Genomic DNA, 24925 nt, shown 5'->3' on the forward strand with positions numbered 1-24925 from the left:
GACGCCACATCCCGCAGCGGCCACCGCCATCACCACTAACGCTCGCTCAAAATCCCTCCAGCACCGGCTTGCCGCGGGTGCGGTGGGATTCTTGCGCCGCGTGCGCGCAGCGCAGGTTATCCACCGTAATGCGGTCGTCGTGCTCGCCCAGCGTCGTGCGCAGCACGCCGCACTCCACCATCCCAGCGATACGGTTGAGCAGGTGATGCTGGGCGATCGTGTCATCGGTGGCGGACAGCGAGCCGGTGAACATCAACGCCCCGTGCAGCACCCACCGCTCGTTCAAAACCCTTCCAGCACCAGCTTGCCGCGGGTGCGGTGCGATTCCAGCGCGGCGTGCGCGCGGCGCAGGTTGTCCACGGTGATGCGGCCGTAGTGCTCGCCCAGCGTGGTGCGCAGTACACCGGACTCCACCAGCACGGCGACACGGTTGAGCAGGTGGTGCTGGGCGATCATGTCGTCGGTGGCGAACAGCGAGCGGGTGAACATCAGTTCCCAGTGCAGCGACAGGCTCTTGCGCTTGAGCGGCAGCGCGTCGAGCGTGGCGGGGTCGTCGATCAGCGCCAACTGGCCTTGCGGGGCGAGCACCTCGACCAACTGCGCGAAGTGCTGGTCGGTATGGGTGAGGCTGGCCACATGCTGCACCTGGGCGATGCCGATGCGCTGCAGGCCGGCGACCAGCGGCTCGGTGTGGTCGATCACATGGTGGGCGCCGAGCGCGTAGACCCAGTCCTGCGTCTGCGGGCGCGAGGCGGTGCCCACCACGGTGAGCTGGGTCAGCGCGCGCGCCAGTTGCACCAGGATCGAGCCGACCCCGCCGGCCGCGCCGACCACCAGCAGGGTCTGGCCTGCGCCGCCGCCTTCGGCAATGCCGAGCCGGTCGAACAGCAGTTCCCAGGCGGTGATGCCGGTCAGCGGCAACGCGGCGGCGGATGGGTCGTCGAGCGTGGCGGGCTTGCGGCCGACCAGGCGCTCGTCTACCAGGTGGTATTCGGCATTGGTGCCGGGGCGGGTCAGCGCGCCGGCGTAGTACACCGCATCGCCCGGCTGGAACAGGGTCACCTCGTCACCGACCGCGTCGACCACGCCGCTGGCGTCCCAGCCGAGCACGCGCGGCGTCTCCACCGGCGCCGTGGCGCGCACCTTGGTGTCGACCGGGTTGACCGAAATGGCGTGGATGCGCACGCGCAGATCGCGCGGGCCAGGCGTGGGCAGCGGCAGATCGAGCGCGACCAGCGCGCGCGGGTCGTCGATGGGCAGGCCGTGTTGCGGGTAGGCGATGGCTTTCATGGCGGTGGCCGTGGGGGCGAGGAGCTGCAGCGTGCGCCATCGCCATTTCCGGAAAAACCGGCAAACTGCGCAAGCAGTTTCACTGTTGGAGAGAAGATGGTCCGGTTCGATGATCTGCCGCTGTTCGTGCGCACCGCGGCGCTGGGCAGTTTTTCCAGTGCCGCGCGCGAGGCCGACCTGTTGCCGGGCCAGGCCAGTGCCGCAGTGGCCCGGCTGGAACGGGCGCTGGACCTGCGCCTGTTTGCACGCTCCACCCGCAGCCTGCGGCTCACCGCCGAGGGCGAGCAGTACCTGCCGTACGCGCGCCAGGTGCTGGAGTTGCTGCGCGATGGCCGCGAGCAGGTGCGCGGCGGCGACCAGGCGCTGCATGGGCTGCTGCAGGTGACCGCGCCGTCGGACCTGGGCCGCAACGTGCTGCTGCCGTGGCTGACCGCGTTCCGCGCCGCGCATCCACGGCTGACGCTGCGCCTGCACCTGTCCGACCAGGTGGCCGACCTGTACCGCGCACCGGTGGATGTGGCGTTTCGGTTGGGGCGTATCGACGACGCCGACCACGTGGCACTGCCGCTGGCACCGGACAATCGCCGCGTGCTGGTGGCCGCACCGGATTATCTGCACCGGCATGGGCGGCCAAGCACGCTGGAGGCACTGCGCGAGCACGCCTGTCTGCTGTACGTGCTGGCCGGGCGGCCGTACGACCGCTGGCAGCTCGAGGGTGATGGCCGCCGCCAGACCGTGCCGGTGCGTGGGGCGATGCTGTGCGACGACGCCGACGTCGTGCGGCGCTGGGCGGTGGCGGGCGAAGGCATCGCCTACAAATCGTGGCTGGATGTCTGCGCCGATGTGCAGGCCGGGCGCCTGGAGGTGCTGTTGCCGGCCTACGGCGACCGGCTGCCATTGCAGCTGGTGTGCCCGCATCGCAAGCAATTCTCGCCCGCCATCCGCCAGCTGCATGCAGACTTCGCGCAGCGCTGCCAGGTATTGACCGCGCTGTTGCCAGGGCTGCCGGCGAGCTGAGCCACCACCGCGCGCACAGTGGCGCACGCGGCCGCGTCCGTTGAAGGCATCCTCACCGTGGCCGCCCTAGCCTGCGTGCATGGTCACGCGCCGTCCTCCCTCGCTGCAGCGCTACGGCAACCGCGATGGCGACTCCGGCGTGGTGGCCTATGCGATCACCACCGGCGCGATCGCGGTGCAATTTCGCAGTGGCGAAACGTACGTGTACACCGAGGCCAGTGCCGGCGCCGAGGCGATCGCCACCATGCAACGCCTGGCCGCGGACGGACGCGGACTGAGTACCTACATCAGCCAGCATGTGCGCGAGCGTTACGCCGGCAAACTCGAGCCTTAGCAGTTCGACATGTGCCATGCACACTGGCGTGTTGCATCGCCATGCATGCGGCAACTCGAACGGCAACGCGACAGCAGCGCCACGTTGCAACATGTACGACACCGCCGCCATCGTGATGTTTGCGGGTCCATCGCATCGGCAGTACACAACAACCGCATCCCATTGGGATTGGCCAACGATATCAATGACGCATCAAGCGGCCACCAGCACGATGGTGCTTGATGACGCAACCGCCTGTTTTTTTTCGCACATGCAGCGCCGACTGCATCGCAGTTGCACAAGCGGCCCGAAGCAATGCTGCGAAGGCGCAACATGCAGGCGCACGCGCATTGACCTCAACGTGACCTGCGCGCCGGTAGGCTGACGTTCTCACCTGCGAGGCTGCCTGATGACCACCGTCAAGACCCAAACCCGTTTGCTTGCCCTGGGCCTGTTCGCCTTTCTGGGGCTGTTTGGGGCGATCATCTGGTACCTGATGCGGCCGTACGGCACCGCGTATTTCTTCCCGGTGCATTTCCTGATCGGTGCGGCGCTGCCATTCCTGATCTATGCCATCGGCGCGACGCGGCTGTGGTTCTGGCTGGGCATGATCGTCACTGCGATCGTGCTGCTGTGGTTCAACTTCTGGGGCCACGATGCCAATGGCGCGGCGCCACGCGTGCTCGACTGGAGCCACTTTGCCGCCGGCGCGATTGGCCTGGCCAGTGCCTGGGCGGTGCAGTTGCTGTATCGGCGTGCACGTCCGCCGCATCGTCCGTCGATCGATTGAGGGTGGCCGACACTGGCCAGTGTTGGCCGGTGTCTTGCAGCGCGCGCATCACCAACCAATCCGGTTGTCACTGTTGATGGCGATCACCCGCTTCGGCAGAGCATGCCGTGGGAACGGCTGCCGCCATCCATTGCCAGATGGCTCGCACCACCGATGACGCGCCAGCGCTGGTCACGCCGCAACGCCTCACGCGCATCTGCATCGCCACCAACGGCTGCGTTTCCAGCACATCGATCCACTTAGCGCCGCGCTGCCACAGCCCGTGCCCGACGTCGCGTGACCTTGGACCGATAGCTTTGCTGCGCCGCGTTGGGCGACACTCGGGAATTCTTTTGGTTCCTGCGAGGTCCCCATGTCGTCTTGGCTCAGGCGCAAATCCATCGATCAGGTCACCGTGCACGAGGCCGGGCGGCAGCTGGTACGCAGCCTGAGCTGGCCACACCTGATCGCGCTGGGCATCGGCGCAATCGTCGGCACCGGCATCTACACACTGATCGGCGTGGGCGCCGACAAGGCCGGCCCGGCGGTGCTGTTGTCGTTCGTGGCCGCCGGCATCGTGTGCGCCTGCGCGGCGTTGGCGTATGCGGAAATGGCCACGATGATGCCGGCCGCCGGCAGTGCCTACACCTACAGCTACACCGCGCTGGGCGAGAGCATCGCCTGGGTGGTGGGCTGGAGCCTGGTGCTGGAATATTCGCTGGTGGTCAGCACCGTGGCGGTGGGCTGGTCGGGCTATTTCGTCGGGTTCCTGCAGTGGTTGGGGGTCAACCTGCCGCATGCATTGATTGCCGGGCCGCACGCCGGCGGCATCGTGAACCTGCCGGCGGTGATGATCACTTTCCTGGTGGCCGGCATGCTGATGGCCGGCACCAAGGAAAGCGCAACGCTCAATGCGGTGCTGGTGGTTCTGAAGATCATTGCGCTGGGCGTGTTCGTGGCCATTGCCTTGCCGGCGTTCAACAGCGCCAATCTGCAGCCCTTCATGCCGTATGGCTTCTCCAAGGCGATGGGCCCGGATGGCGTGGAGCGCGGGGTGATGGCGGCGGCGGCGATCATCTTCTTCGCGTTCTACGGGTTCGATGCGATCTCCACTGCGGCCGAAGAGACCAAGAACCCGGGGCGCGATCTGTCGATCGGCATCGTCGGTTCGATGATCGGTTGCATGCTGATCTATGTGCTGGTGGCATTGTCGGCGGTGGGTGCGATGAGCTTCACCGTGTTCGGCAAGAGCCCCGAGCCGTTGGCGTTGATCCTGCGCGAGCTCGGCCATGGCAAGGCGGCGCTGGTGATCGGCGCGGTGGCGATCATCGCGCTGCCGACGGTGCTGCTGGCGTTTTTGTACGGGCAGAGCCGCATCTTCTTTGTGATGTCGCGCGACGGGCTGTTGCCGCGCGGCTTGTCCAAGGTCAACGCACGCACCGGCACGCCGGTGGCGATCACCTTGTTCACTGCGGTGCTGGTGGCCGCGTTGGCGGGCGTGGCGCGGCTGGACGAGATCGCCGCGCTGGCCAATGCCGGTACGTTGGCGGCGTTTACGGCAGTGGCGGCGTGTCTGCTGGTGTTGCGCGTGCGCGAACCCACCCGTGCGCGGGCGTTCCGCACGCCGCTGGCCTGGGTCGTGGGGCCGGTGGCGATCCTGGGCTGCCTGTATCTGTTCTGGAGCCTGCCGAGCACCACGCAGGGCTGGTTCCTGGTGTGGAACGCGCTGGGCGTGGTGGTCTACCTGGCCTACGGGCGGCGGAATAGTCGCTTGGGGAAGGTTGGGTAGTTACCTCTCCCGCCGGGAGAAGGTATCCGTAGGGCGGATGAGGGGCGCCTCAAATATCTTTCAGTGCCAACGATGACGAACGCGTCGCCACGCGCCTTCAAGAGTGAATCATCGATGAAAAGGCCTTGGCGGTAGCAGTGCTGTGCTGCGCGGCTGCTTGCGGACATGCACTGACCACTCCCTTCTCCCATCGGGAGAAGGTGGCCCGCAGGGCCGGATGAGGGTACGGGCGAAGCCGCGTGCCATCCACCTTGGTCAGTGGCTTTGCCCCGTACCCTCACCCCAAACCCTCTCCCGGGGGGAGAGGGGCTTTAAGCCGCGCGCTGCTGGTCAGTGCTTGCGGCGTCCAGGCTTGCGGTTACTGCGTGGCTGTAGCCGGCGGTCACTGTGCGGCGGCAGGCGTTGCGCAGAACGAGGTGGGCAATGCGTCTGGTTGCGTGCCCCAGCCCTGAGTGGGCGCCTGCTTGGTCAGCGCAAACGACAGCGTGCCGCCTTGCTGCAGCTGGGCCCAGTCCAGGAACACCTGCGGCTGCGGCTTGCCGTTGACGCGGACGCCATCGACGTACTGCAGCGTGCGGCCATCGGCGCCGGGGGCGTCGATGCGCAGGCGCTTGCCGTTACCCAGGTCCAGCGTGACCCGCTTGAAGCGCGGCGCATGCAACAGGAATTCGCCGCTGCCCGGCACCGCCGGATACAGGCCGAAGGCACTGAACAGGTACCACGCCGACATCGTGCCCAGGTCGTCGTTGCCGGTGACGCCGTTGGGTGCGTTGGTGAACAACTGCTGCGCGGCGCGCACCACGGTGGCGGTCTTCCACGGCTGGCCGATCAGCGTGTACATCCACGGGGCGTGCAGGTCCGGTTCGTTGTTGGGGTTGTAGCGGTACTGGTTGTAGTAGCTGTACGGGCCCACCACCCAATGCGTGCGTGCGCCGTTGCCCAGGTCCTTCAACAGGTCGTCGTAGGCGAAGAAGGTGTCCAGGCGTTTGCCTGCCTGTTCGCTGCCGTGCATGGCCTGCAACATGCCGGGGATGTCCTGCTGCACCAGCCACTGGTATTGCCAGGCGGTGCCTTCGTGGAAGCCGTGCTGCGAGCGCGGGCTGTAGTGATCGTCGGAGGGTGCGTACCAGCTGCCGTCTTCCAGCCGCGGGCGCGGAAAACCGCTGAAGCCGGCGTCGCCATCGCGCACGTCCGCATCCCAGACGCGGTGCCAGTTGCCGCCGCGTTGGCGCAGCTGCGCGCTGTCCTGTGCATGGCCCAGCGCACCGGCCATCTGCGCCAGGGCGCAATCGGCCAGCGCGTATTCCAGCGTGGCCGAGCCGCCGTGGTGCGGGTCCACGTCCATGCCCTTGGAGGGGAAGGCGCGGTCGTATTGCACGTAGCCGTTGGCCAGGTAACTCGCGTTGCCGGAGCGGCCGGCGTGGCGCGAATTGGTGGGCGGCTGGCCGAAGGCGTTCTGGCGCAGCGCGGCGTAGGCCTGCGCCTCGTTGCCCTGCAGCGCGCCGAAGCGCCACAGGTCGACCAGGAAGGGCGTCACCGGGTCGCCGGTCATGATGTTGGTGTCGTAGTTGGCGTAGCCCCAGCGCGGCAGCCAGCCACCCTGCTGGTGGATGGCCAGCAGCGAGCGGCCGATGTCGCGCGCGCGCTGCGGGCGCAGCAGGGCCAGCAACTGGTTCTGCGAGCGGTAGGTGTCCCACAGCGAGAAATACTCGTAGTAGGTCCAGCCGTCGGCGCGGTGGATCGCATCGTCGTAGCCGCGGTAGCGGCCGTCGGCATCGCTGCCGGTGAGCGGCTGCAGCAGGGCGTGGTACAGCGCGGTGTACAGCACGGTGCGGTCGTCGCGGCCGGCGCCCTCCACCTGCACACTGGCCAGTTCGGTGCGCCAGGTTTGCTGCGCGCGCTGGCGCATCTGCTCCAGCCCCAGCAGCGTGCCGCCCTGCATGCCGTCGGCGCGCAGATTGGTGCGCGCGCCCTCGGCGTCCACGTGCGAGATGGCGCTGACCACGGTCACCGCGCGCGCGTTCTTGCCCTTGCCCAGCGGGAAGCTGAGCCAGGCGCCGTTGGGCTTGAGCTCACCGCCCATGCTGTGGCGCGCGCCGGGCACGCCGCCGTCTTCGCCCCACACCCCGAACGTGGTGAACGGGCGGTCGAATTCCAGCCGGAACCAGGTGGTGTATTCCTGGCCGCCACAGAAACTCTGCGTGGTCAGCTTGCCTTCCACCACGCGGTCACCCACCAGTTGCACCTGGCTGCCGATCACCACGTGGCGGTCGTTGGCCTGGGCCACGTTGATCAGCACATGGCCGGTGTCGGCGCCGGGCGCGAAGGTGTAGCGCTCGGCGGCGGCGCGGGTGAGCGCGGTGGCCTCGGCGTCGATGCCGCCGTAATCGGTCAGGCGCACCTTGTAATAGCCGGCCTGCCCCACTTCGCCGTCGTGGGTGTAGCGCGCGGCATAGCGCGTCTGGTCGAAGGCCTTGGCGTCGCCGGTATCGAAATCGCCGCCGGGGCCGATGCTGCCGGTTACCGGCAGGATCGACACCTGCCCGCCCTGCTCCCAGCAGCCGGCCCCGGACAGGAACGAATGCCCGAAGCCGCGGATGCTGGGGTCGTCGTAGCGCCAGCCGGCGTAGTGCGCGCCGATCGGGCTGACCTGGATCAGGCCGAACGGCGCCGACGCGCCGGGGAAGGTATTGCCGTCGTCCTTGCTGCCGATGAAGGTGTTGACCTGCGCCGGGTCCTGCGCGGCCAGTGGGCCGGCAAGAGTGACACCGAGCAGGCACAGGCCGGCGGCGGCGCGGCGCCACCAGGGGCAGGCAGCGGATACGGCAAGGGTGGCGCGGGGCACGGCAGACAACATGCGGGAATCACCTCGGGGGAGAGGGCGACGCGGACGTCGCAGGTGGGAAGCGTGCCTGCCGCAGCAGGGCGCCGGCAGGCACGCGCGCAACCGCGTTCTAGAAATCGAACACGTATTCTGCCGCGATCTCGCGGCCAACCGGGCTGAACAGGCGGCTGTTGTAGAACTCGTAGTCCAGCTTGTACGGGTCCTTGTGGTTGTAGCCGGTGCTGTTGAAGACGTTGTTGACGTACAGATTGAGCTTCATCGCCGGGGTGATGCGGTAGCCGACATTGACGTTCCAGGTGATCGCCGGGCCCACGCGGCCGAAGTACTTGCGTGTGCTCTGACCGAAAGTGGGGCTGTTGGGATCGGTGTCGGTACAGTTGGCGCGGTCGTCCGGCACCCCACCATCGGCAAACGGCACGCAGCCGCCGGGGTTGTCCAGCCGGTCCAGGCCCCAGTGCGAGCGCACGCTGGGCACCGCGCCGACGCGGTCGCCGTAGACGGTGGCGTTCCAGTTGCCATACAGCCAGCTCACGCTGCCGCGCAGCTTGCTGCGGATGTCGCGGTCGCGGCGCTCGGGGTTGGGGTCGGTGCGGTAGGTCTGCTCGCGCATCGAGCGCAGGTTGGTGTAGTCGAGCCCCATCTGGAAATCGCCGAAACCGGTCTTGAGCTGGTAGCGCGCCGACAGGTCGATGCCGCTGACATCGCGCTGGGCCAGGTTGATCGGGCCGCGCTCGATCGCGGTGATCGCGCCGCTGCCATCGCGTTGCACCCGCGCCAGGATCGAGGCGCAGTAGTCGGCGCCGCCCGGGTTGGACCAGGCCTGCCCGGGCGTGATGGTCAGCCCGGTGCGGCAGCCGGCCTCGTCGCGCAGGATGGTGGTCTCGTCGATATCGCGGATTTCTTCCTCCAGGTGGATGCGCCAGTAGTCGGCGGTGAAGGAGAAATTCTCGAACGCATCCCAGACAAAGCCTACCGTCCACGAGTCGCCCAGTTCCGATTCCAGATCCGGCGTGCCGCGGCGGTTGATCGCAAACGGATAGGTCACCGCGGTGTTGTCGCCGGTGCAGTTGTTGGTCTGGTAGGCGCCGCTGGCGATGCAGCGGTACTGGTCGAGCGTGCGCACCTGCGCCGAGCTGGGCTGGCCGAGCAGGTAATGCATGTCCGGGGCACGGAAGCTGGTGGCGTAGCTGCCGCGCAGCAGCAGGCTGTCGATTGGCCGCCATTGCAGGCCAGCACTCCAGGTGGATTCCTTCTGCGTGCCGATATCCAGCAGGTTGGCGTCATCGTTGAACGCCTCGTAGTCGCCATAGCGGTCGTAGCGGCCAGCCAGCGTGGCAGTGAGCGTGGTGGTCAGCGGCACGCTGAACTCCAGACCGCCCGAGTAACGGGTGCGCTCGCCACCGCCGCGGTCCACGTTCTGCACTTCGTAATCGAGGTTGGCGCGCGGGTCGGGGTTGAGCCGGTAGCCCTGCTGCGCGGCTTCGACCACCGCGGCAAATTCGATCGGCCCGGCCCAGCCGTCGAACAAGGTGCCGCTCAGGCTCAACGCGCCCTGATTGACCCAGGACGCGGCGCGGTTCACCGAATGCGCACCGATCTGCGCGTACTGGCCGGGCGTGAGCGGGGTCCACCAGCGCGCGCGGTCCAGGGCGTAGGCCGGCAGGCCGTCCACGGTGCCCAGCTGCGGGCCGAGGAAATAGTCATTGGCACGTTGCCAGTCCACGGTGGAAATACGTTCCTGCACGCGGTAGTATGATCGGCCCAGCGAGGCATCCCAGTCGAAGCGGCCGTCGGCCAGGGTGCCGCGCAGGCCGGCGCTGATGTCCCAGGAGCGCTCGCGCTCGCGGTTGCGGTTGCGCAGGCCGGCCTGGCTGCCGACTTCGTTGGCGGTGAACTGGCGCACGCCAATCAACTGCTGGCCGCTGGTGACGTCGTGGAAGGCCGGGTAATCCAGCCCGGCCGGCAACTGCACATACGGCGGCGAGGTGCCCCACTGCGCTTCGGAATCGAACACCGCCAGGTTGGTCCAGGCCTGCACGCCGTTGCCGAATTCCCAGGTGCCGTACAGATACCCGGACAGGTCCTTGCTGCCGCTGCGCAGCAGCCAGTCGCCGTAGTCGGCGCTCAGCCCGCACAGCTGGCCGGTGTTGGTGGTGGTGTCGGTATTGCGGTTGTAGAGCAGCCGATCAGCGCGGTAATAGGCGCCGCCAAACTGTTCGCACGCACCCGGTGGCGGCGCCTGGCGGGTGCCGGTGGCGTTGTCGATCAAGGCAATGCCGCTGCTGGGGCGAAACCCCACCCGGCGCTGCTCGGTGGTCCAGGCGCTGTAGGGCGCGTCGCTGGCGTCGTCCATCTGCGGGCGGTCGCGGCCGAACAGCGGGTCGCGGCTGGTGTACTGCAGCGCGTAGGTCACGCTCCAGTTGTCGCCGGTGCGCCCGCCGGCCCAGGACACATCCGCGGTATCGCGCCCGCCCTCGGTGGCGGTGCCGCCGCGCATGCGGAACTGGTCGCCGCTGTAGTTCTGCTTGAGGATCACGTTGACCACGCCGGCGATGGCGTCCGAGCCGTAGATGGCCGAGGCACCCCCGGTGAGCACTTCCACCCGGTCCACCGCCGCGGCAGGGATGTTGCTGTAGTTGGAGACGTTGCTCTGCCCGTTATAGGGCAGCGGGTAATCGGCCACGCGGCGGCCGTTGACCAGCAGCAGGCTGCGGTTGGGGCCGAGATTGCGCAGGTTGAGCGGGCTGGCGTTGGGCGTGTGCGAGCCCCAGCTGACATCCGCCTCCACCGTGCCGATCGCCTGGTTCAACGTGCCGAGCATGTCGTAGACGGTGGTGAAGCCCTGGGCGCGGATCTCCTCCGAGCCGATGATCTGCACCGGCGCCGGCCCTTCGGCCTGGACACGCTTGATGCGCGAGCCGGTCACGGTGACGGCGTCGAGTTGTTGCGGATCGGCCTGCTGCGCCAGCGCCGGCAACGGCGACAGCATGGCGAGCAAAAGGGCCTGGGACAGCACACGCGGGCGGTGACAACGGGAATCGGTCATTCAAGCGTCTCGTCGGGGGTGGTGGTGCGACGGAAAGACTGCGTCTTTTCAAACACTTGCGGGGGACAGTGTGCTTTGGATCGATCCAAATCTGGCGCGACGTGTGTCACGGTGTGGCAAAGATTAAGCAAGGCTAAACCGTGGCGCCATACTGCGGCGCAGCAGACCGTACGGACTCAAGCGGAAGGGTGAACCCGGATCTGTAGCGAATTCAGGCAGTTGTCGTGGGCGTAGTTGGGGCGCTGAGGGTACGCAAGCGCCGCTAACGGTTTCGCCCGCTTGTGGTCTCACTAAAAGCAGTCAACTGGCTTGATCGTCCGGCATTAGCGCTTTAAAGCCCGCTGATTCCGCGTATGAGCAAGCAACCGCTCACCGACTCGCTGCGCAGGCTCAACAAGCCACAGGCATAAAAAAGCCCGGTCGAGACCGGGCTTGGCAACGCTGCGCAGCGGCGGGAGGGGCCGGCGCGGCCATGCCATGACTTACCAGCGCATGCCTTCGAACGGGTTGAAGCTGGTGCTGCCCTTCACCTTGTCCAGGTAGTAGGCGTAGTTGGCGCTCATGCCGGCCAGCAGGGCCAGCGGGATGCTCAAGGCGTTGCCCAGCGAGCCGGGCAGGAACGAGGCAATGATGCCCACCACCAGGCCGATGCCGATCAGGCCCAGCGCCTTGCGCCACAGGCCCAGGATAAAGAAGTAGATGAAGCCGAAGAACAGCGCGTAGAAGTTCATGCCGACCTTGAGCTTCTCGCCGAACGGCAGCGTCTTCAGCGTTTCCTTGTAGGCAGGATCCTTCGGACCGCCATGACGGTCGAAGAAGTCGAAGCGGAACTGCCACTTGGGGCTGAGCTGGGTGCGATCGAAGGTGTCCATTCCGTACCAATGTGATTGAAAACGTTTACATGATAGGCGATCGCGTATTCATGAGCACGCTCTTTCGGCGCCCGGGACATCACCAGGAACAAAGGGGCGCTACGCGGTCAGCGCTGGTCGGTGGGGCTGCTGCCGCGGCGGGAGCGCCGCAGTGCGTACAACGACTTGTCGGCACGGTCGACCACCGCCGCCAGTGCCTCGCCGTCCTGGCGCAGCGCGCTGCCCAGGGTGAAGCGGATCGGCGCATCATCCGCCGCGTCCAGATAGTCGCGCGCCAGCGCGCTCAGCTGCGCAGGTGTGGGCTGATGCAGCAGCACCAAAAACTCGTCGCCGCCCAGCCGTACCAGGCGGTCCTGGGTGCGCAGCGGCTGGTTGAGGAACCAGGCCATCTGCACCAGCACTTCGTCGCCGCGCTGGTGGCCGTGGGTGTCGTTGACCAGCTTGAACTTGTCCAGGTCCACCACGATGCAGCCCCAGCGCACGCTGGGGTCGCGCTTGTCCAGCTCGTCCAGATAGCGGCGGTTGAAGCAGTTGGTCAACGGGTCGGTGAAGGACCATTCCAGCAGCTGCTTTTCCTGCTTGTACTGGTTGGTCACGTCCTGCGCATGCGCCAGCACCACGGTGCCATCGGCTTCCACGTCGAGCACGTTGTGGTACTGCCAGTGGCGCAGGCTGCCATCGCCGGCGACCAGCTCGATCACGCCCGAGTCCTGGCCATCGAGCACCATCCGCGACAGATAACCGTGCAAGGCGGCGTGCCGTTCCGGGCGCACCAATTCCACCAGCGCGCGGCCTTCCATGTCCTCGACGCTGCGCCCGAGCGAGCGCGCGGCGGCCGGGTTCACGCTGATCAGGCGGCCGTCCATGTCGTGGGTGCAGATCAGCCCCAGGCTGTACTGGAACATCTTGCGGAACTTGCGCTCGCTGGCGGCCAGGGCGTCCACCGCGCGGTGGCGGTCGGTGACGTCCTGGACGGCTCCGATCAGGCGCATGCGCCCGTCGGTCATGTCCATCGCGCCGGTGCTCTGCACCCATAAGTGGCGGCCGGTACTGCTGATCAGCGGCAGTTCCAGGTCCCACGGCGTGCCGTCGCGCACGCAGGCTTCCACCGCCTCGGTGATTACCGCGCGCGCATCCAGCGGATAGAACGCGATCGCCTCGCCCAGGCTGGGCCGGTAGCCCGGCGGCAGATCGTGCAGGCGGCAGGTCTGGTCAGACCAGCTCAAGGTGCCGCTGGCCACATCCACCTCCCAACCGCCCACGCCGGCCACCCGCCCGGTGCGCTCAAGGAACGCTTCGCTCTCGCGCAGGCGCTGCTGCAGCTGGGCGTTGGTCTCGGCACGCTCCAGCATCAGGCGGCGCTGCTCCAGGCCTTCGGCCGCCACCCGTGCCAGATGCCGCAGGGCCTCCAGCTGGGCCGGTTGCAGCTGCCGCGGGCGCTGGTCGATCACGCACACCGTGCCCATGCGCAGGCCATCGGAGAGCACGATCGGGGCACCGGCGTAGTAGCGGATGCCGGGTGCGTCGGTGACCAGTTCGTTGCCGCTGAAACGCGGGTCGTCCGACGCATTGGGCACTTCCATCACCGCGTCATCGAGGATGGCGTGCGCGCAGAACGCCAGCTCGCGCGGGGTCTGCGACACGCCCGGCAGGCCGACGTTGGCCTTCCACCATTGGCGGTGTTCGTCCACCAGCGACACCAGTGCGATCGGCGTGCCGGCGATGGCCTGCGCGGCGGCGGCCAGGGCGTCGAAGAACGGTTCGGCTTCGCTATCGACCACCTGCAGCAACGCCAGCCGCGCCAGGCGGTCGGTCTCGTTGGCCGCAAGCGGCGCTGCTACGTGGCGCTGTTTCAACGTGGTCGCTCGCCCGATGTCATCCGCGCAGTCTAGCGGAGCAGGCATAACAGCCCGCGCAGCAAATCCGTGCGCTGTCACGCAGATGTGTCGCTGGCCGAGGGGTGCAACGGCATGTGCGGCTGCATCCGGCAGCAGTGCGCGGCAACCGATGCAGCAGTGCCGCATGCGCGTGGAACCTGCACGGCGTCGCCCCGCGTCCCGGCACACACAGTGACTGTCCTGCGCAGGCCTACTGGGCGCTGTCGGGCTCGGCCGCGGCGCTGTCCTGGCGCATCTGCAGTGCGAGATACAGGCGCATGCAATCGTCGGTGGTACCGAGGTCCACCGCGCACAGGTCCTGGATGCGCTGCATGCGGTAGTCCAGCGTATTGCGGTGAATGCCCAGCGCCTTGGCGGTGGGCGCCATGCGCATGCCGTTGGCGAACCAGCACGACACGGTCTGCAGCAACTGGCCACGGCGGTCCTGCGTCAGCAGCGCCTGCAGCGGCTTGCGTAGTTCCTCGGCCTGCCAGGCCTGGCGCAGGTCGTCCACCAGCACCGGCAGGCGGTAATCGTCGAAGAAGAAGGCATCGGCGCCCGGCGTGCGCGCCTTGCCGATGCGCATGGTGGTGCGCGCGATCTGGTGCGACAGCGCCAGCCCGTTGGGCTGCGGAAAATACTGGCCCAGCGCCAGGCGGATGCGCAGCGGGCTGCTGGCACGCATACGCTCGAGCAAGGTGTGTGCACGCCGGCGTTGTTCGTCCACATTCCATTGCCCGCGCCGGTCCAGCGCCGGCTTCAGCACCACCAGCTCGTTGAGCGCGGTGGCGGCGATCAGGTTGCCGCGCTCGGGCGTGGACAGCAGCGTATGCAGGCGCTGCAACTCCACCAGCATGGCGTCCAGATCCAGGGTGTCGCTTTCCACTTCGATCACCGCGGCCACGCGCGGCAGATCGAGCGCGATGCCTAGCCGCTCGGCCCAGCCGGCCAGCGCCGGGGTCGGCCCGTCGGTGCGGATCAGCCCCAGTGTGACTTCCTCGCGCAGGCGCGCATCGCGGGCCAGCAGGCGCAGCAGCCCGGCCTGTTCGAGCATGGCCTCGGCGGCCATGCGCACCAGTTCGGCCTGTTGCCCGATGCGCGCAGGGTCGCCGGTCAGGCCCACGCAGCCGAGCACGCGGCCATCGACGATCAGCGGCAGGTTGACGCCGGGACGTACTGCGTCGAGCTGCTGCGCCAGCGCCGCGTCGATCTCCACCCGCCCCTGCCGCGACAGCACCAGCAGCGCGCCTTCATGCAGCTGGCCGATGCGCGCGGGGTCGCCGCTGGCAACGATCACGCCGGTGTGGTCCATCACGTTGACGTTGCCGTCGATGATGGTCATCGAACGGTCGACGATGGACTGCGCCAGGGTGCGGTCGAGCGTAAGCATCGCCCTATGCTAGGGGAAAGCCGGCGCCGGCCGGCGTGCGCGGCGCACCATCAAGACGCGCGCGCCGGGACCGGAAAGGCCGGTTGCGCCAGCGCCATGCCCACCTGCAACGCCGCGGCCACGTTCCGCGCCGCGATGCGAACATTGCTGGCCGCCTCGGCCAGGGCCTGCTCTACGGTGCAGGCGCGGTGCACCACCGCGAACATCGCTGCGATGCCATGCGCATGCAGCAGGCCGGCGCCATTGCCCAGGCACCCGGCAATGGCAATCACCGGCTTGCCGTGGCGCTGCGCCACCCGCGCCACCCCCACCGGGGTCTTGCCATGCAGGCTCTGGCTGTCGATGCGGCCTTCGCCGGTGAGGACCAGATCCGCCTGCGCAATGGTGGCGTCCAGGCCCAGCGCCTGCGCCACGATCTCCACGCCGGGCCGCAGCTGCGCGCCCAGGAACGCCACCAGCGCAGCGCCCAGCCCGCCGGCCGCGCCGCCACCGGGCAGGCCGTGCAGGCGCAGGCCGAGGTCGCGCTCGAGCAGGTTGGCGTAGTGCTGCAGGTTGGCATCGAGCTGCCGCACCATGGCCGGCGTTGCGCCCTTTTGCGGGCCGAACACCGCCGAGGCACCGGTCGGGCCGATCAGCGGGTTGTCCACGTCGCAGGCCACTTCGATGTGGCATTCCTGCAGCCGCACGTCCAGGCCATCGGTCTCGATGCGGGCCAGCGCCGCCAGCGCAACACCGCCCGCACCAATCGGCTCATAACGCGCATCCAGCAGGCGCGCGCCTAGCGCTTGGGCCATGCCGGCGCCGCCGTCGTTGGTGGCGCTGCCGCCAATCCCGATGATGAAGCGCCGCGCGCCGGCATCCAGCGCGGCCAGGATCAGCTCGCCCACCCCGGCCGTGCTGGCCTGCAGCGGCGAGCGCTGCGCCGGGGGCACCAGCGCCAGGCCGCTGGCGGCCGCCATCTCGATCACCGCGGTGCGGCCATCGCCAGTCAGCCCGAAGAAAGCCTGCACCGGCGTGCCCAGCGGGCCGCTGACCGTGCAGTCGATCACCCGCCCGCCGGTCGCGGCGACCAGCGCCTCCACCGTGCCCTCGCCGCCGTCGGCCACCGGCACCTTGGTGTAGCTCCAGTCTGGGAACACCTCGCGGAAGCCAGCTTCGATCTGGGTGGCCACCTCTAGCGCGGACAGGCTTTCCTTGTACGAATCGGGCGCGATGACGATCTTCATGACGGAATGGGCTCAACGAAAAGGGGCACGGGCATCACTGGTTCACCGCCCTGGCCGGTACCCGCAGCACCAACGCGGCGCCCAGCACCATGGCCGCGGCCAGCACGTACAGGGCCAGCTCGGTGCTGTGGGTGGTGTCCTTGATCCAGCCCACCAGGTAGGGGCTGACGAAGCCGGCAACCTGCCCGGTGGAATTGATCAGCGCCAGCCCACCGGCGGCCGCGGCGGCGGTCAAAAAGCCGTTGGTCAGCGGCCAGAACAGCGGCAGCCCGCTCACCGCGCCCATCGTGGCCAGGGTCATGCCCAGCAAGGCCAGCCACAGGTGGTCGGTGAGCGCGGCGGCCAGGCACAGGCCGGCGGCGCCCATCAGCAGCGGGATCACCAGATGCCAGCGGCGCTCGCGGCGGCGGTCGGCCGAGCGCCCCATCAGCACCATGAACACCGCCGCGGCCAGGTAGGGGATGGCGCTCATCAGGCCGATCCGGGTCGGGTCGGTGACGCCGCTGCCCTGGATGATCGACGGCAGCCAGAAGTTGATCGCATACACCCCGCTCTGGATGCAGAAGTACACCGTGCCCAGCATCCACACCGCCGGGTTGCGCAGCACGGCCGCCAGCGAGGTGGACGCCCCGGCCGGCTTGCCCGCTTCATCGGCGTCCAGCGCGCGGGTCAGCGCCTGCTTCTCGCCCGGGGTCAGCCAGCGGGCCTGCTGCACGCCATCGCTGAGCAGGAACCACACCCCCCCGCCCAGCAGCACGGTGGGCAGGCCCTGCAGCAGGAACATCCACTGCCAGCCGGCCAGCCCGCCCTGCCCAGCCGAAAAATGGCTCAGGATCCAGCCCGACAACGGCCCGCCCAGCACCCCGGAGATGGGAATGGCCGACATGAAGATGGTCATGACCCGGCCGTGCTGCGCGCGCGGGAACCAGCGCGTCAGGTACAGCACGATGCCCGGGAAAAAGCCGGCCTCGGCCGCGCCGGTGAGCAGGCGCAGGGTGTAGAACCCGGCCGGGGTGCGCACGAACATCAGGCAGGTGGAGAGCAGGCCCCAGCTGATCATCATGATCGCCACCCAGCGGCGCGCGCCCAGCCGCTGCAGGATCAAGTTGCTGGGCACCCCGCAGGCCAGGTAGCCGATGAAGAAGATGCCCGCACCCAGCCCGTACACGGTCTCGCTCATGCCCAGATCGCCCAGCATCTGCAGCTTGGCGAAGCCGACATTGACCCGGTCCAGGTAGTTGAACAGGTAGCAGACGAACAGGAACGGGATCAGCCGCAGCAGGATCTTGCGGTAGGTGGCGGCCATACCTTCAGGGTGCGGCAGGGGCCGGGAGACTGGGGTCATCGCACGCTCCAACTCAGGGGTCATCCAGGCGAACCGGACGCCAAAGCGCCCGCACCGCGGAAGGGGTGGACGCATTCTAGTTGGCGCTTTTTCCTGAAATCTTCGGCAGAGCGTTGCCTGTAGCGGCGCCGGCAAACGCTGGTTTTTGTGCAAACACCCAAGAGCGCTTCGGCCTATCAGCCAAGCAGCCCACCTAGCCGAGCCAGCCACTTGCTGCCGCGCGCCCGACCGCTGCCAGACAACCCCCACCATCAGACGCGGCGAGCGCTGCCCGCTACCTCAGCGCACGGACGCAGGGGCCCCCCAGCCGAATCACGCCGCAGCCATCACCCCATCCACCCACAAGCCATCCAGCCCCACCGCTCTCCCTGCACAACGCCCTGCCCCTTCCGCGCACGACCAACCGCTTCAACGATTCCCCACTCCCGATTCCCGATTCCCAGCCGCATAGGCCTGCGCCTGCTCCATCACCCGCAGCAGATTGCCGCCCCAGATACCGGCGATCTGCGGCTCGCTATAGCCCTTGCGCAGCAGCCAGGCGGTGATGCGCGGCAGGTCGGAGACGTCTTCCAGCCCGACCACGCCACCGCCGCCGTCCCAGTCCATGCCGATTCCCACATGCGCGGGCCCGGCGATCTTGAGCACATGCTCCAGATGCGCGAAGAAATCCTCTTCGGTCGCGCGCTTGACCGGGTAGCGCGCATCCAGTGCCTTGAGCGCCTCACTCAGGGCGGTGCCGTCGGACATCTTCAGATGCTCCCAGCCGCCGTATTGGTCGGCCAGCGCCTTCTCGGCGGTCTTGCGCTCGGGGCTGGCGCCGCTGTCGATGAGATAGCCGCCATACGAATTCACCTGGATCACCCCGCCGTGCGCGGCCAGCACCTTCAGACGTGCGTCGTCGATGTTGCGCGGGTGGTTGTAGACCGCCCGCGCGCCGCTGTGCGAGAGCACGATCGGCACCGGCGACAACGCAATCAACTGGTCGAACACCGCATCGGAGGCATGCGATTGATCGATCACGATGCCCAGTGCCTGCGCCTGCTGCACCAGTTGCTTGCCGGCCGGGCTCAGGCCTTTCCACTCGGCCCCTTTCGGGTCGGTGGCCGAATCGGCGAACTCGTTGTTGAGAAAATGCACCGTGCTCATCAGCCGCAGGCCCTGCGCGTAATAGAAGCGCAGCAGCGACGGGTCGGCCACCAGCGGGCTGGCGTTTTCCATGCTGATGTACACCACGCGTTTGCCGGCGGCCTTGATGCGCGCGGCATCGGTGGGCGTGGTGGCCAGCGCGAAGCGTTGCGGCTGCGCGGCCAGCAGGTTGTGGATCTTGATCAGCCGCTGCAGGCCGGCGTCGCGGTCATCCAGATGCGCGGCCGCACTGCGATTGCCTTGCCCGGTATAGACCGCCCAGAAGCCGCCATCGAGCGCGCCTTCGAGCATGCGCGGGTAGTCCACCTGCGACAGCCGATTGCCGGCATGGCCCTGCATCACATCGAAATCGCCGCGCTCCAGATTGGCCGGCGTGTCCAGGTGCGAATCCAGCGTGACCAGGCGCTTTTGCAGTGCGCTGGCGCGGGCCAGCTCGGCGGCGGAAAACTCCATCGCCTGCGCCGAGGAGGTGGCGGCCAGCAACAACGACAAATACAGCGTGTGCAGTTTCATGCGGTCTCGCTTGCAGGGGGGTCACCGGATCATAGCCGCAGGTGTCGGCGCGGCGGGCGCCCGCACTGCGTCATCGGCTGGCCGCCATCGGGCGGGCGCAGCGGTGCAATGTCCACCGGTGCCACAGCACGAACGCCGACCGCGTTGCAGAACCGAATAATCCATCTTCAAAACCAATTGCAGACCCGCGCGCGCTGCGCACACTTGCGCCGCCGCCCCTCCAACGGCCTGCCACCGCCCTCGCTTCGCCACACCGCCCCAGCGCGTGTGTGCGGTGGCGTGCGCGCCTTCACTCATGCCCGAGCGCCCTCATGCCCAACGCATCGCCTGCATTGCCCCGCCGCCTGTCCGCCCGCCGTCTACTGGCCGCCGCCCTGATAGCCACCGGGCTGCTGGGTGCCGCCTCCACCGCCAGTGCGGCCTGCACGGCCGGTATCTGGACTGCGCGCGCCAACGAAGCCGGCATGCCACCGGTGCGTTATGAAACCACGCACTTTGCGTTCCGCTGGAATGGCGACGGCGTGTCCAGCGCCGACGTCCGCGCGGCTGGCGAGCACCTGGAGATGGTCTGGGACAGCTTCATCAATCGCCTGCAATTCCCCGAGCCGGCCTGCACCAGCACCACCAAGACCAAGGCCAGCATCCACCTGGATCCGAGCTTCGGGCTGAGCGGCGGGGTCACCGGCAGCGGCAACATGGGCATCTGGATGGCACCGGGCGGGCTGCGCGATCACTGGGGCCTGGCACACGAACTCACGCACGCACTGCAGGGGCAGACACAAAGCCTGCGCGACTCCGACTACACCGGCTGGATCTGGGAATCGCACGCCAACTGGATGACCCACCAGCTGCCGGAGTTCCACGCCAGCGATGTGCATTGCTCCAGCATGCTGGTGAACTACCCGCACCTGTATCTGGGCTCCACCCGCGACCGCTACTGCAACTGGCAGTTCCTGGAGTACCTCAAGAACCGCTACGGCTACGCCATCGTCAACGACCTGTGGGCCAAGGCGCCCAAGCCGGGCGATCCGGCGCAACGCAGTGCCGACCCGTTTTCGGTACTCCGCACCAACATGGGCTGGACGCAGGCGCAGTTGAACGATGTGTTCGGCGACTGGGCGCTGCGCAACGTCAACTGGGACTACACCAACCCCGATGGCAGCGATCAGGGCGCGCTGTACCGCGCGCGCTACGGCAGCAACCTGGCGTTCGATCCGCAACGCACCCAGGACTGGGACAACCGCGACCGCGCGCTGCGCATGACCGTGCTCGACCCGGTCGCCGGCCAGGCCAACCGCTACCGCGTGCCGTTCGAATGGGCACCGCAGCGCTGGGGCTACAACCTGGTGCAGCTGATCCCCGCTGCCGGCACCACCAGCATCGGCGTGAGCTTCGAGGGCCAGGTGCAGGCTGCGCCCGCGGTCACCGCATTGCCCGGCCTGGTGACCGACCCGGCCAGCATTCCAGCCCCGGATTCGGACTGGCGCTGGGGCGTGGTCAGCATCGACAGCAGCGGCCGCGCGCGCTACAGCGCCCTGCAGCGCGGCGCCAAAGCCAGCGTCACCGTGGCCCTGCGCAGCGGCGACCGCGCGGTGTACCTGATGGTGATGGGCGCGCCCACCACCATGCACAAGATCAAGTGGGACCAGTCCTATTACGCGATCTATCGCTACCTGTGGAGCGTGACCCTGAGCAACGCCGCCGCCGCTGGCAGCCAGCCCGGCGCGCCAACGCCCACGCCGGTGGGCCGCCGGCATGCCAACGGCGGCGGTTGGGTGGCCAACACCGCCAATGTCGCCTCCACCGCCTATGTGGGGCCGTTCGCGCGCGTGCTGGCCGGCAACGTGCTGGGCAATGCGCGCATCGACGGCCCTGCACGGTGATGGGCGGCACCGTGCAGGGCAACGCGGTGCTCGGCGGGCTGACCGTGTGGCACCCCGGCGCGGTGATCGGCAACACCGCGCAGGCCCAGACCGTGTTCATGGGCCCGGGCGCCTTCGGTGCGGTCACCGTGGCCGGCACCACCCAGGTGCGCGGCGACCTGGAGCTGCGCGAAGGCACCACACCTAGCCAGGGCGTGTTCTACGGCTATGCCGACACCGAGACGATGCGCAACCCCGAGTTCGGTGCAGACCTGCGCCAGGCGGTGCCGGAGATCACTGCGCGGCCGGCGGGCTGGTAATCAAGCTGTTGCGCTGAGCGTTGTCTGCCCCGCAGACAGCGCGCGTGGGCCAGGGAGGCCGTGCGTGCGGTGTTGGCGCGATCACGGCCGTGGATCGCGCAGCACGCATGTCTTTAGAGCGGCTAACAAAACGTAGCGAGCAGTCGTCAGGTGGGTGCGGACGGCGCGGAGAAACCGGAGTGTACGGGGTACATGCCGATTCCGAGCACCGGCCGCGCCCGCCTGGCGGCTGCGCAGTCGTTTTGATAGCTGCTCTTAAGTTTGCGCGTGCGGTGACACGCGTGAGTAGCCCAGTAACGCGCGCATCTGACACCCATCGCGTGCCGATCAACAGCCTGCGCTCATGTCGCCGCGCGCACCGGCCCGCTCAGTCGTCGAGTTCAGCCAGCCGCGCACGCACGCTGTCGGCATCGATGTGGTCGCGCAGGTGCGGCCACTGCCGTGCCCACACCGACAGGAACACGATCCAGGCGCCAAACACGCCCAGGCAGGTCGAACCCAGCGCCAGGATCAGCGGATGCAGCGGCGACTGCACGCCGGTCTTGAACAGATACATGAAGGCCCCGGCGAACAGCAGCCACACACCGAACACCGGCCAATTGCTGGCCAGCAGGCTGGTGTTGGGGCGCTCGATCTGCCGCAACAACCGGCGCAGCGCCTTGCGTTCGTCGTCGTGGGTGGTCATCGCCAGGCCTCTGCTGCGGGATGTGGAGGGCGGCAACCCACTGGCTGCCAGGCGCGCGGTGATGGGCGCACGTGCAGCGCGGTCCGTGTAGCCATGTGCCCCGTGCATGGTGCGAGGGCATGGCGCGGGCATCACGCCTCGATCGTACTGCGGCCCGCGTCATCGCCCCGCCGATACCCACGGCACCGGCAGGGAGCAAGGACGTTGTCAGTCGACCACGCGGCAGAACACTGCCTTGAGATAACGCGATTCCTGCACGTGCGCCATGAACGGATGGTCCGGGCCGGCACCGGCGACTTTCAGGATCTGGATGGTGCGCCCGGAGAAATACGAAGCGCGCCGCAGCATGTCCAAAAACTCCTGCTCGGCCACCAGGCCGGTGCACGAGAAGGTCGCGAACAGGCCACCCGGCTTGACCACGCCCAGCGCCAGCTTGTTCATGTCCAGATACTTCTTCAGCGCCGGAATCACCTGCTCGCGGTCGCGGGTCATCTTGGCCGGGTCCAGGATCACCACGTCGTATTTCTCGCCGCGGTTGGCCGCATCGCGCAGCCACGGGAAGATGTCGGCCTGCACGAACTTCGGGCGCACGTTGTTGAGCTTGGCGTTGCCCTTGGCAATGGCGATCACGTCTTCGTCGATGTCCACGCCCAGCACCTCGGTGGCGCCGCGCGCAGCCGCATATACCGCAAACCCGCCGGTGTTGCAGCACAGGTCCAGCACGGTCTTGTCCTTGACCTGCTCGCTCAGCCACTGGCGGTTCTCGCGCTGGTCGGCAAAGAAACCGGTCTTGTGCGCGCCGGCCGGGTCGGCACGGAACTTGATGCCGTACTCGGTGATCACCGACGCTTCGGTGGTGGTGTTGCTGTGGAAATCGAAGCTTTCCTGCTTTTGCACATGCTCATCGGCAAAGCTGTGGAAACGGCAGCCCGGGAACTGCTCGCGCAAGGCCTCGTAGATCCACTCGCGGTGGCGGAACATGCCGGCGGCGAAGAATTCCACCACCACCAGGTCGCCATAGCGGTCCACCACCAGGCCCGAGAGACCATCGCCTTCGCTATGCACCACGCGCCAGGCATCGGACACGCCATCGAGCTGCAGCCAGTCGCGGCGCAGGCTCACCGCTGCGGCGATCTTGCGCGAGAACCAGCCCGCATCCACCGGTACCGACTGGTCGGTTTCCAGGATGCGCACGGCGATACGCGAATGGCCGTTGTAGAAGCCGCGGCCGATCCATTCCCCGTCCACGCCGACCACATCGACGATGGTGCCGGGCTTGGGCTTGGCGGCGGGCTTTTCCACCAGCTTCTGGAAGATCCACGGGTGGCTGGAGCGCCACGCATTCTTGAGTCGGACGACGGGGACAGGAGTATTCATTCACCTATTGTATCCGGCTGGATTGACGCGCCCGCCCCCGGCCCGCAGAATCGGCCGCAGAAGGGGAGTAGCTCCCAGCGTTGTCGCCGTCATTACGAGCCCTGCCTGTCAGGCGCTCCGGTGCAACGGCAACCGGCCCGGCCGGTTGCGAGCGAGACCTTCGCCGCGCAGGCGAAGGTCCGTCACCCGGAATCCACGATTTCCGTGTCACAAGACCTCAGCCCCACCGGCTGTCCAGGTCGTTTTCACTTTTCGGGATTCTTATGCAAACCATTGGCAATGTCTGGTTATGGGGTGGCTTCGCGGTCGTGGTGATCGCGGCGCTGATGATCGATCTGGTGCTGATGCGCCACGGCGGTGCCCACAAGGTCACCTTCAAGGAAGCCACCTGGTGGAGCATCGGCTGGGTGCTGCTGGCGCTGGCGTTCAATGCCGGGCTGTGGTGGTACCTGCAAGGCAGCGTGGGCGATGCGCAGGCCGACCAGATCGGGCTGCAGTTCCTCACCGGCTACCTGGTGGAAAAATCCCTGGCGGTCGACAACATCTTCGTGTTCCTGATGGTCATGACCTACTTCGGCGTGCCCGAGGAACAGCGCCAGCGCGTGCTGATCATCGGCGTGCTGGGCGCGATCGTGCTGCGCGCGATCATGATTTTCGCCGGCTCGATGTTGCTGGCCAAGTTCCATTGGCTGCTGTACGTGTTCGGCGCATTCCTGCTGCTGACCGGCATCAAGATGTGGTTCTCCGCCGGCAAGGAGCCGGACCTGGAAGCCAACCCGGTGCTGCGCTGGATGCGTGGCCACCTGCGCCTGAGCCCGCAGTACCACGGCAACCTGCTGAGCGTGATCAAGGATGGCAAGCGCTGGTTCACCCCGCTGTTCGTGGTGTTGATCCTGATCGCGGTGATCGATGTGATCTTCGCGGTGGACAGCATCCCGGCGATCTTCGCGATCACCACCGACCCGTTCATCGTGCTGACCTCCAACGTGTTCGCGGTGCTGGGCCTGCGCGCGATGTTCTTCCTGCTGGCCGGCATGGCCGACCGCTTCCACCTGCTGCCGTACGGGCTGGCGGTGATCCTGGTGTTCATCGGCACCAAGATGATGATCATCGATCTCTACAAGATCCCGGTGCTGGTCTCGCTGGCCGTGGTGGTCGCCATCCTCATCGCCACCATCGTGCTGAGCCTGCTGCGCCCGGCGAAGCCGGCCGGGCACTGAGGGGCTGGGATTGGGGGATTGGG

At 67.7% G+C, this 24925-nt stretch carries 16 protein-coding genes, 1 other RNA gene and 2 pseudogenes; 6 read left to right on the forward strand and 13 right to left on the reverse strand.

The features are described 5' to 3' along the window. Positions 1–46: 46 nt before the first annotated feature. Positions 47–217, reverse strand: a pseudogene (locus ACD584_RS00335) (zinc-binding alcohol dehydrogenase family protein); the annotation flags it as partial. Positions 218–282: 65 nt separating this feature from the next. Next, on the reverse strand, positions 283–1290 hold the full coding sequence (locus ACD584_RS00340; RefSeq protein WP_076037598.1) for a zinc-binding alcohol dehydrogenase family protein: 1008 nt from the start codon (positions 1288–1290) through the stop codon (positions 283–285). Positions 1291–1386: 96 nt separating this feature from the next. Here ACD584_RS00340 and ACD584_RS00345 point away from each other — a divergent pair, with 96 nt between their 5' ends. The 4 genes from ACD584_RS00345 (at position 1387) to ACD584_RS00360 (ending at position 5178) form a co-directional block, all read left to right on the forward strand. Next, the gene (locus ACD584_RS00345) at positions 1387–2307 is read left to right on the forward strand and encodes a LysR family transcriptional regulator (RefSeq protein WP_076037597.1); all 921 of its coding nucleotides are present in this window, start codon (positions 1387–1389) and stop codon (positions 2305–2307) included. A 103-nt stretch (positions 2308–2410) separates the two neighbouring features. Next, the gene (locus ACD584_RS00350; protein WP_175611895.1) at positions 2411–2641 is read left to right on the forward strand and encodes a hypothetical protein; all 231 of its coding nucleotides are present in this window, start codon (positions 2411–2413) and stop codon (positions 2639–2641) included. A gap of 388 nt (positions 2642–3029) precedes the next feature. Further along, positions 3030–3410, forward strand: coding sequence for a hypothetical protein (locus tag ACD584_RS00355; RefSeq protein ID WP_011039280.1), 381 nt, complete (start codon positions 3030–3032; stop codon positions 3408–3410). 352 nt (positions 3411–3762) lie between these two features. Continuing rightward, positions 3763–5178, forward strand: a complete 1416-nt coding sequence (locus tag ACD584_RS00360) for an amino acid permease (RefSeq protein WP_076037594.1) — start codon at positions 3763–3765, stop codon at positions 5176–5178. A 382-nt stretch (positions 5179–5560) separates the two neighbouring features. Here the strand turns inward: ACD584_RS00360 and ACD584_RS00365 are convergent, their stop codons facing one another. The 8 genes from ACD584_RS00365 to ACD584_RS00400 form a co-directional block, all read right to left on the reverse strand. Then, on the reverse strand, positions 5561–8035 hold the full coding sequence (locus ACD584_RS00365) for a GH92 family glycosyl hydrolase (protein ID WP_076037593.1): 2475 nt from the start codon (positions 8033–8035) through the stop codon (positions 5561–5563). Between the two features lie 97 nt (positions 8036–8132). Then, positions 8133–11069: a TonB-dependent receptor domain-containing protein gene (locus tag ACD584_RS00370; RefSeq protein WP_372357271.1), complete on the reverse strand. Its 2937-nt coding sequence runs from the start codon at positions 11067–11069 to the stop codon at positions 8133–8135. A gap of 482 nt (positions 11070–11551) precedes the next feature. Further along, the gene (locus tag ACD584_RS00375) at positions 11552–11941 is read right to left on the reverse strand and encodes a DUF2628 domain-containing protein (RefSeq protein ID WP_011039284.1); all 390 of its coding nucleotides are present in this window, start codon (positions 11939–11941) and stop codon (positions 11552–11554) included. 107 nt (positions 11942–12048) lie between these two features. Beyond that, positions 12049–13845, reverse strand: coding sequence for a diguanylate cyclase (locus tag ACD584_RS00380; RefSeq protein ID WP_228437958.1), 1797 nt, complete (start codon positions 13843–13845; stop codon positions 12049–12051). A 184-nt stretch (positions 13846–14029) separates the two neighbouring features. After that, positions 14030–15208, reverse strand: coding sequence for a sugar diacid recognition domain-containing protein (locus ACD584_RS00385; RefSeq protein ID WP_076037590.1), 1179 nt, complete (start codon positions 15206–15208; stop codon positions 14030–14032). A 50-nt stretch (positions 15209–15258) separates the two neighbouring features. After that, the gene (locus tag ACD584_RS00390) at positions 15259–16434 is read right to left on the reverse strand and encodes a glycerate kinase (protein ID WP_076037589.1); all 1176 of its coding nucleotides are present in this window, start codon (positions 16432–16434) and stop codon (positions 15259–15261) included. Positions 16435–16468: 34 nt separating this feature from the next. Further along, a complete protein-coding gene (locus ACD584_RS00395) occupies positions 16469–17779 on the reverse strand; it encodes an MFS transporter (RefSeq protein WP_175611768.1) in 1311 nt (436 codons plus the stop codon). A 408-nt stretch (positions 17780–18187) separates the two neighbouring features. Continuing rightward, complete coding sequence (locus ACD584_RS00400) at positions 18188–19438, reverse strand: dipeptidase (protein WP_076037587.1); 1251 nt, start codon at positions 19436–19438, stop codon at positions 18188–18190. A gap of 311 nt (positions 19439–19749) precedes the next feature. Here ACD584_RS00400 and ACD584_RS00405 point away from each other — a divergent pair. Continuing rightward, positions 19750–21620 (forward strand): annotated as a pseudogene (locus ACD584_RS00405) (Svx/AvrXca family virulence/avirulence protein). 120 nt (positions 21621–21740) lie between these two features. On the opposite strand, the gene ACD584_RS00410 reads toward ACD584_RS00405, so the two are convergent. The 3 genes from ACD584_RS00410 to ACD584_RS00420 all read right to left on the reverse strand — a co-directional run bounded on the left by ACD584_RS00410 (position 21741) and on the right by ACD584_RS00420 (position 23682). Continuing rightward, a non-coding RNA gene (locus tag ACD584_RS00410) (sX9 sRNA) lies at positions 21741–21814 on the reverse strand. A 173-nt stretch (positions 21815–21987) separates the two neighbouring features. Then, positions 21988–22305 (reverse strand): hypothetical protein, encoded by a 318-nt coding sequence (locus tag ACD584_RS00415; protein ID WP_011039291.1) that lies wholly within the window; start codon positions 22303–22305, stop codon positions 21988–21990. 207 nt (positions 22306–22512) lie between these two features. Continuing rightward, on the reverse strand, positions 22513–23682 hold the full coding sequence (locus tag ACD584_RS00420; RefSeq protein ID WP_011039292.1) for a class I SAM-dependent rRNA methyltransferase: 1170 nt from the start codon (positions 23680–23682) through the stop codon (positions 22513–22515). A 263-nt stretch (positions 23683–23945) separates the two neighbouring features. Here ACD584_RS00420 and ACD584_RS00425 point away from each other — a divergent pair, with 263 nt between their 5' ends. Beyond that, positions 23946–24902 carry a TerC family protein gene (locus ACD584_RS00425; protein ID WP_050911854.1) on the forward strand — a complete coding sequence of 319 codons (957 nt, stop codon included), beginning with the start codon at positions 23946–23948 and terminating at the stop codon, positions 24900–24902. Positions 24903–24925: the final 23 nt, after the last annotated feature.

The sequence above is a fragment of the Xanthomonas sp. NCPPB 2922 genome (genome assembly GCF_041520885.1).
Taxonomy (GTDB): domain Bacteria; phylum Pseudomonadota; class Gammaproteobacteria; order Xanthomonadales; family Xanthomonadaceae; genus Xanthomonas; species Xanthomonas campestris.

Bases quoted from the DNA above. Each gene is read 5' to 3' on its own strand.
- ACD584_RS00395 (WP_175611768.1), bottom strand. From the start codon at position 17,779: ATGACCCCAGTCTCCCGGCCCCTGCCGCACCCTGAAGGTATGGCCGCC.
- ACD584_RS00340 (WP_076037598.1), bottom strand. From the start codon at position 1,290: ATGAAAGCCATCGCCTACCCGCAACACGGCCTGCCCATCGACGACCCG.
- ACD584_RS00345 (WP_076037597.1), top strand. From the start codon at position 1,387: ATGGTCCGGTTCGATGATCTGCCGCTGTTCGTGCGCACCGCGGCGCTG.
- ACD584_RS00425 (WP_050911854.1), top strand. From the start codon at position 23,946: ATGCAAACCATTGGCAATGTCTGGTTATGGGGTGGCTTCGCGGTCGTG.
- ACD584_RS00415 (WP_011039291.1), bottom strand. From the start codon at position 22,305: ATGACCACCCACGACGACGAACGCAAGGCGCTGCGCCGGTTGTTGCGG.
- ACD584_RS00390 (WP_076037589.1), bottom strand. From the start codon at position 16,434: ATGAAGATCGTCATCGCGCCCGATTCGTACAAGGAAAGCCTGTCCGCG.
- ACD584_RS00360 (WP_076037594.1), top strand. From the start codon at position 3,763: ATGTCGTCTTGGCTCAGGCGCAAATCCATCGATCAGGTCACCGTGCAC.
- ACD584_RS00380 (WP_228437958.1), bottom strand. From the start codon at position 13,845: ATGCCTGCTCCGCTAGACTGCGCGGATGACATCGGGCGAGCGACCACG.
- ACD584_RS00420 (WP_011039292.1), bottom strand. From the start codon at position 23,682: ATGAATACTCCTGTCCCCGTCGTCCGACTCAAGAATGCGTGGCGCTCC.
- ACD584_RS00385 (WP_076037590.1), bottom strand. From the start codon at position 15,208: ATGCTTACGCTCGACCGCACCCTGGCGCAGTCCATCGTCGACCGTTCG.
- ACD584_RS00355 (WP_011039280.1), top strand. From the start codon at position 3,030: ATGACCACCGTCAAGACCCAAACCCGTTTGCTTGCCCTGGGCCTGTTC.
- ACD584_RS00375 (WP_011039284.1), bottom strand. From the start codon at position 11,941: ATGGACACCTTCGATCGCACCCAGCTCAGCCCCAAGTGGCAGTTCCGC.
- ACD584_RS00365 (WP_076037593.1), bottom strand. From the start codon at position 8,035: ATGTTGTCTGCCGTGCCCCGCGCCACCCTTGCCGTATCCGCTGCCTGC.
- ACD584_RS00370 (WP_372357271.1), bottom strand. From the start codon at position 11,069: ATGACCGATTCCCGTTGTCACCGCCCGCGTGTGCTGTCCCAGGCCCTT.
- ACD584_RS00400 (WP_076037587.1), bottom strand. From the start codon at position 19,438: ATGAAACTGCACACGCTGTATTTGTCGTTGTTGCTGGCCGCCACCTCC.